4 protein-coding genes and 2 pseudogenes are annotated in these 4,259 nt (G+C 64.7%); 2 read left to right on the top strand and 4 right to left on the bottom strand.

Annotation, left to right across the window (positions count from 1 at the left end):
• Together Q1V78_RS05925 and Q1V78_RS05920 are read left to right on the top strand one after the other, a co-directional pair.
• Positions 1-303: pseudogene (locus tag Q1V78_RS05925) on the top strand (hypothetical protein); the annotation flags it as partial.
• Between the two features lie 252 nt (positions 304-555).
• On the top strand, positions 556-1,032 hold the full coding sequence (locus Q1V78_RS05920) for an RDD family protein (protein ID WP_300612641.1): 477 nt from the start codon (positions 556-558) through the stop codon (positions 1,030-1,032).
• 152 nt (positions 1,033-1,184) lie between these two features.
• Here Q1V78_RS05920 and Q1V78_RS05915 read toward each other — a convergent pair whose 3' ends face one another.
• The 4 genes and pseudogenes from Q1V78_RS05915 to Q1V78_RS05900 form a co-directional block, all read right to left on the bottom strand.
• Positions 1,185-1,838, bottom strand: coding sequence for a LysE family translocator (locus Q1V78_RS05915; RefSeq protein ID WP_300612639.1), 654 nt, complete (start codon positions 1,836-1,838; stop codon positions 1,185-1,187).
• A gap of 73 nt (positions 1,839-1,911) precedes the next feature.
• On the bottom strand, positions 1,912-2,682 hold the full coding sequence (locus tag Q1V78_RS05910; protein ID WP_300612638.1) for a DUF4191 domain-containing protein: 771 nt from the start codon (positions 2,680-2,682) through the stop codon (positions 1,912-1,914).
• Between the two features lie 133 nt (positions 2,683-2,815).
• Complete coding sequence (gene lipA / locus Q1V78_RS05905; RefSeq protein ID WP_300612636.1) at positions 2,816-3,859, bottom strand: lipoyl synthase; 1,044 nt, start codon at positions 3,857-3,859, stop codon at positions 2,816-2,818.
• Positions 3,860-3,965: 106 nt separating this feature from the next.
• A pseudogene (locus tag Q1V78_RS05900) lies at positions 3,966-4,259 on the bottom strand (lipoate-protein ligase B); the annotation flags it as partial.

Raw genomic sequence — 4,259 nt, 5'->3', positions numbered from 1 at the left:
GGGCTGCATGGCGTCGGCGCGCCGGGCACACCCAACTCAGCCCCGCACATGGGCATGCACGGCACCGGCCACGGCTATTCGGCCACGGCAACACCGCATGGCGAGCAGGCTGCAGCCGCTCAGAACAACCAACGTGGCCGCGGCTTCTACGGTGGCATGGCACCCGGCGCGCGAGGCGGGGCGACCAAGGGACGCCAGGTGAAGCCGGGCGCCGGGCAGTGGGCCAGCTCCGTCTCGGAGTACTTCAAGCGCCAGTTCCTCGGCGCCAAGCCGCGCACCACGAAGAAGGTGATCAGCCGCTAGCCCTGGGCACCAGTCCCGGCTCCGCGACGGGCCAGTCGCTCCGGTTCCGGTTGTGGCGCCTAAGCCCCTTCCGGTCGCCACGCCCGCCAGCGCTCGGTGGCCCTGCACCGAGCCAGTTACCTCATCACCGCTTATGGTCGGCCGCCCGGGCGCACAGCTTCAGCCCCGCGCTGGGTCAGGGCAGCCTAATAAGCCCAGCAGGCGCGCGGGAAATTGTTCCCGCCCCTGCGCTTGGATAGGCTCAAAACCATCATGACTCAGAAGCGCTCCTGGCTCGAAGGCCCCCAGCTGCCCGGCCAAAACGAAGACCCGAACAAACTCAGCTCCTACGCCGGTGAGGCCATCGGCCTGCCCAAGGACGGGCCCGGCTCGCTCTCCACGCTGATGCCCCGCATGATCGCCCTGCTCATCGACTGGTTCCTCAGCATGGGCATCGCGTTCTTCATCACCACCCAGACCACCAAGTTGGGTGGTCTGTCCACCCTCACCATGCTGGTCTTCGTGCTGCTGCGCCTGCTCACCGTCTGGCTGCTGGCCCAGACCCCAGGCCACGCGGTGATGGGCATCGGTGTCGCCCGCCTCGACGACGCCACCCAGCGAGTCGGACTCTGGCGCTCCTTCGTGCGCATCCTGCTGACCATCTTCATGTTCCCGCCGGTCGTCCAGGACACCGACGGCCGCGGGCTGCACGACCGCGTGACCCAAACCGGCGTCATCAAGACCCGCTAGCACCCCTCACCGCGAGGGGGAAGGGGCCAGCGAAGGATCGCTGAGGAAAGAGGGGGGCGACCCGCTGACGCATAGGGGGCGCCGCGGAAAGAGGGGCCGGACGGCGGGGAAACCGCGGGAGGGGATGTCAGACCGGCGGCGACGTCGAAGACCTACAGCAACAGGCCAGTCAGGCCGTTGTACAGCAACGTCACCGAGAACACGCCGAAGAACAGCCCCGCACCCAGGTCGATGAGGTGCGAGACGGAGAGCAACCGGGACTGCACCCGCTCCGTCGAGACGAACAGCGCAATCAGGCTGAACACAATCGCTGCCGAGGCCATGATGGTGATCACGTACACCACAGACACCCACCACGGCGCACCCACCGGCAGAAACGGCGCCAGAATCGCCGCGAAGTACAGCACGGCCTTCGGGTTCGAGAGGTTCGTCGCCACGCCCGTGCGGTAGGCAGCACGCGGCGAGCCCAAGCCTGGGGCCATCACCAGATCAGCGTTCGCCCCCACCCGCGTGCGGTAGTACTCCCGTACTTGCCGCAGCAGGCTAAAGGCCATATAGCCCAACCACAGGCCACCGAAGATCTGCAGATAATCCAGGATCCACGGCTTCTTATTCAGCAGTGCGCTCGCACCGGTCACGGTCAGCGTCGACCAGAACACCAGCGCCGTGATGATCCCGCCGATCGCCGCGAAGGCATGCTTCCGCGAGCGGGAAGCCATCCGCAGCACCAGAAACAGATCCGGGCCGGGAGTTATCACGCCGAGCATGTTCATCAGCATGACGATCCCGATGTTCGTTAATTCCACAAATCAATCCCAAGCATCCAAGCAAAAACCGGCCACAGAGTGCGGCCGGTTGAGCGCTAAATAATTTTAAATTTTACTTCTTGCCACGCTGTGCAGCACGGCGGGCGCGGCGGTTCATACCGGCCATCTGGCCACCCTTCGGCAGCGGGCCCTTCGGCATATTCGCCATCGGGGACTGCAGGCGGGAAATCGAATCGATGCGGGAGTTCAGGGCATCGACCTCGTTCTTCTTCACGTTTCGCGGCAGGCGCATCAGGTGGTTCTGCAGCTTACGGACCGGAACCTCGCCCTCACCGTCACCGACGATGACGTCGTAGATCGGGGCGTTGCCAGCGATGCGGGCGATCTTCTTCCGCTCACGGGCGATCATCTGCTTCACGCGGTTCGAGTCGCCTTCACCGACCAGGACGATGCCCGGGGTACCGACGACGCGGTGGACGGCATCCAGGTTCGTGTTCTGCGCGATGCCCGGCTCGACAATCCACTTCATGCCCACGCCGTCGCGCAGGTTGCTCAAGGTCCAGGCCGCAGCGCCGGCCTCGCCCTCGATCTGCTCGTACACCCCCGCCTGGAGGCGACGGGTGAACACCCACACCGCCACGGCGATGCCCAGCAGGATACCCACGATGAGGTTCACCCACCACCAGCCGAAGACGGTGGACAGCAGGAGAAGAAGCACGACGGGCACCAAAAAGCCCACCAGCATCAGCGGGATCAGCTTTTTATCACGCTGCCGCTGCAGCTTGAAGGCCTGCCAGAGCTGACCACGCTGCTCCTTGCGGGCGGCGCGCTTGGCGGCCTTTTCTGCCTTCTTGTTTTCCTTCTCGCGGATGTCCTTAGCCATGGTTTCCAGGATAGAACATGCAGCGAAAAAGAAAGAAACGCGCGCAAGGTGCGAAGCCTTACGCGCGTCTAAACGCTTTTTAACCTAGCGGTACGCCGCTGGATTTTCTCAGCGCGACGCCGCTGGTGTTTTCCTAGCGGTACGCGACCGGGGTTTCCTCGGAAGCGCCGTACTTATCCAGCAGGTTGGTGGCCTCCTGCTGGGTGGAGCCGTCCAACTTCTCGTTGAGGTGGGAGAGGTTCTCCGGGATCGCACGGCCACGAGCGCGCATCGCCTGCGCGTAGAGGCGACCGGAACGGTAGCTGGAACGAACCAGCGGGCCGGACATAACGGCCGGGAAGCCCATGTCATAAGCAGCCTCGGAGTGTGCCACGAACTCCTCCGGGCGCACCCAACGCTCGATCGGGTGGTGCATGGAGGTCGGGCGCAGGTACTGGGTAATCGTGAGGATATCGGTGCCGGCCTCGCGCAGGTCACGCATGGCCTCCACGACCTCCTCCTCGGTCTCGCCCATGCCCAGGATCAGGTTGGACTTCGTGATCAGCCCGTAGTCGTGGGCCGCACGGATGACCTCCAGGGAACGCTCGTACTTGAAGGCCGGGCGGATGCGCTTGAAGATGCGCGGCACGGTCTCCAGGTTGTGGGCGAAGACCTCCGGCTGGGACTCGAAGACGATCTGCAGCAGCTCCGGCTTATTGGAGAAGTCCGGGGTCAGGTTCTCCACGCCCGTGTTCGGGTTCAGCTCGTGGATCTTGCGGACGACCTCCGCGTACAGCCAGGCGCCCTCGTCGTCCAGGTCGTCGCGGGTCACGCCCGTGACGGTGGCGTACTTCAGGCCCATCTCGCGAACGGACTCCGCCACACGACGCGGCTCGTCGCGGTCCAAGGGAGTGGGCTTACCGGACTTAATCTGGCAGAAGTCGCAACGGCGGGAGCAGGTATCGCCACCGATGAGGAAGGAGGCCTCGCGGTCCTCCCAGCACTCGTGGATATTCGGGCAGCCAGCCTCCTGGCACACGGTGTGCAGGCTCATGCCCGTCACACGGTTTTTCATGTCCCGATACTCGGGGCCCATCTTCGCGGTGGTGCGGATCCAGCGGGGCTTAGCTTCGATGGGGGTCTGCGAGTTCTTAGCTTCGATGCGGAGCATCCGGCGTCCGTTAGCGCTGACAGTCATGGAGTCCACCCTACGCTGGTCCCCCGATGATTGCTAACAGCTCTGGAGTGCCGGTTGACCTGCCGAAACACCACTGATCACACTGCGGGTTCAGCAAGCGTCACGGCTAGTCCTTGTGCACCGCCAGCTCGCCGTTCAGCGCTGCCACGATGTTCTTCTCCAGCGCCTCGCGGCACTCCTCGACGGTGACGTTCCGGCCGAGTTCCGCGGACAGCGTGGTCACCCCGGCATCAGCGATGCCGCAGGGCACGATGTGCCCGTAGTACTCCATGGTGTTATCGCAATTCAGGGACACCCCGTGCATCGTCACCCCGCGGGTCACGCGAATGCCGATCGCCGCGATCTTCCGGGCAGGCTTCAGCTCACCACCGACGACGCCGGCGGGCAGCCACACCCCGGA

It is taken from the genome of Corynebacterium sp. (genome assembly GCF_030152825.1).
Classification (GTDB): domain Bacteria; phylum Actinomycetota; class Actinomycetes; order Mycobacteriales; family Mycobacteriaceae; genus Corynebacterium.
The sequence above is the reverse complement of the archived record's forward strand: the minus strand, read 5'-3'. Positions and strand labels throughout refer to the sequence as shown.